The sequence below is a fragment of the Gordonia sp. UBA5067 genome, assembly GCF_002414845.1.
Lineage (GTDB): Bacteria > Actinomycetota > Actinomycetes > Mycobacteriales > Mycobacteriaceae > Gordonia > Gordonia defluvii.
Genome location: NZ_DIAX01000071.1, coordinates 1 through 2558 on the forward strand (window position 1 = coordinate 1; position 2558 = coordinate 2558).

The following is a 2558-nucleotide window of genomic DNA, read 5'->3' on the forward strand; positions in this document are numbered from 1 at the left end:
AGATGTGTATAAGAGACAGCCCTACACCCAACTCGAAGCCGCCACGCTCTACCGAGAGATCAAGCAGGTCATGGCCGAAGACGCCGCCCGCCGCAAGGCCGCTACCCAGTTCAGCAGCGAGAACCAGCCGGGAAACGACGGTCCCGGAAAATTTCCGGGACCGTCAGGTGCGCTCGGCGACGCACGAGAACTCGCCGCCGCGATGATCCCCGGCGGAGGGTCGTACAAGACCTTGGAGAAGGTCGGCTACATCGAAGAGATCGCCGCCAACCCCACCCAGCCTGAGACGCTCCGCTCGGAAGCGGCGGCGGCGCTGAAGCGAATCGAGGCAGGCGACCCGGTGCATCCGCTCTACCAGGCGATCCACGCATCTGCGGAGGCTGCCCGTGAGGTACGTGAGGCGACGATGCACGCACTCGCCGAGGACGCCGTCGCACGCGCCAACGCAATGAAGAAGGGCAAAAAGCCCAAGCCGCGACTCAAGCCGCTCGCGCCCGACGACGCACCACCGGTGCGCTACCCAGTACGGGCGTTCGTGCAGACCTGGGGCGAACTGGCCAACTGGTGGACCCACTACGACGCCGACACCCTCGCGCGCGAGCTGACCGACGAACAGTTCGACAACTTCCTCGCCACCGTCGAAGGCACCACCCGCTTCGCCGAAACCCTCCACACCGCCCGCGAAGACACCGCTGCGCGGCCACGCCTGCGCGCCCTCTGACCACCGGCGCGGGCAGCGGGTGCGCACCTGCTCGGCATGAGCCCTGCACCCACTGATCCCTCGAAGCGCCGCCGACTCGTCGCCCTCATCGCCGCCGGTATCGTGCTGCTGCTCCTAGCCGGCGTCGGCATCTACGGACTCCTCACCGGCCCCCGCAATGCGCCGACGAGCACCGACGATCCGGAGCCCGGCCCGGTCACGACGGAACCGCGGACGGTGCCGCCGAGCACGCCCCGAGCACCGCAGGTTCCGGCGGTGCCGCGTTCGGCCGACCCGGCCAAGTTCGCGCAAGGGGTCGCGTCCACGCTCTTCGCCTGGGACACCGCATCAGGGCTGTGGCCGCTGGACTACACCTCGGCGATCCTCGCGGTCGGAGACCCCTCCGGCGACGAACAGGCCGGGCTCGCCTCCGACGTCGCCGCCTACCTGCCAAACCGCGATGCCTGGATCGAACTGCGGCAGTACGCCACGAGCCAGCAACTCACCATCGACGCCGCGTTCGTCCCCGACGCGTGGGCTGATGCCGTCGGGCAGGCACAGCCAGGGCAGCTCGCCCCTGGGACGGTCGCTGTCACGATCGAGGGCACCCGCCACCGTGAAGGCGTCTGGAACGGGCAGCCCGTCACCTCGCAACACGAAGTGGTCTTCACCGTGTTCGTCGTCTGCGCACCGACGTATCCGACCTGCCACCTGCTGCGGCTGTCGCAGCTCGACAACCCACTGCACTGAACGGGCATGTTGTCGTGTTCCGCAAAGTCGCCATCGCAGCCCTCGCGCTCATGTTTTTCGCACCCGCAGCGGCACTGCTCGGCATCGGCGTGCTGATGAACCCCGCCGCCGCCCACTGCGCCACGCCCGCCGGGACCGTGAACCTCGGACCCCTCCCGGACTCGCTCACCGTGACCACCGCGAACGGCGAGACCTTAACCCTGAACCGTCAGCAGCTCACGCACGCGGCCACGATCATCGCCATCGGCAACAGCCAAGGCGACGTGGGACGGCCCGGAATCAAGATCGCGCTCATGGCTGCGCTCACCGAGTCCACGCTGCGGATGCTCACCAACACCGGCACCTACCCCGAGTCGGCGAACTATCCCAACGACGGCAACGGCTCCGATCACGACAGCCTCGGCCTGTTCCAGATGCGTCCCCAATCCGGCTGGGGAACCGTCGCCGAACTCATGGACCCCACCTACCAAGCCCGCGCGTTCTTCGGCGGACCGACCGGCCCGAACTACCCCTCACCACGCGGACTGCTCGACATCCCCGGCTGGCAGCAGATGGACCCAGGCTCCGCCGCTCAAGCCGTCGAGGTCTCCGCCTACCCCGACCGCTATCGCAACTACGAACCCGTCGCCGAGAGCATCCTCACCGCCCTCACCAGTAGTAGCGGGCCTGGAATCGGAGCAGGTGGTCCAGCGTCCGCGTCGTCGCGGGTGGTGTTCCCATTGCCGGAAGGCACCTGGGTGCTGACCTCTCCGTTCGGGATGCGGACGCACCCGATCACCGGGGAACAGAAACTGCACACCGGCACCGACTTCGCCGCACCCGACGGTACCCCGATCCTCGCCGCCGCCGATGGTCTGGTCACCGTTGCGGAGTTCTCCGGGGGCTACGGCGGACTCATCGTCATCGAGCACACCATCGACGGCCAGACCGTCGCGACCGCCTACGCGCACATGTGGCAGCACGGCATCCATGTCCACGCCGGAGACCGAGTGAGCGCCGGGCAGCACATCGGTGATGTCGGCTCCTCGGGCATGAGCACCGGAGCCCACCTGCACTTCGAGGTCCGCCCCGCCGGCACAGGCGCCGAAGCCATCGACGCCGCCGCCTG

At 68.4% G+C, this 2558-nt stretch carries 3 protein-coding genes; all 3 read left to right on the forward strand.

From position 1 onward, the window contains the following. The coding region (locus tag B4M62_RS12040; protein WP_290713150.1) for a chromosome partitioning protein ParB at positions 1–721 on the forward strand (721 nt) is incomplete at its 5' end. A gap of 36 nt (positions 722–757) precedes the next feature. Beyond that, positions 758–1450, forward strand: coding sequence for a hypothetical protein (locus tag B4M62_RS12045; RefSeq protein ID WP_290713152.1), 693 nt, complete (start codon positions 758–760; stop codon positions 1448–1450). Between the two features lie 14 nt (positions 1451–1464). Continuing rightward, a partial coding sequence (locus B4M62_RS12050; RefSeq protein WP_290713155.1) for a M23 family metallopeptidase occupies positions 1465–2558 on the forward strand: 1094 nt, incomplete at its 3' end.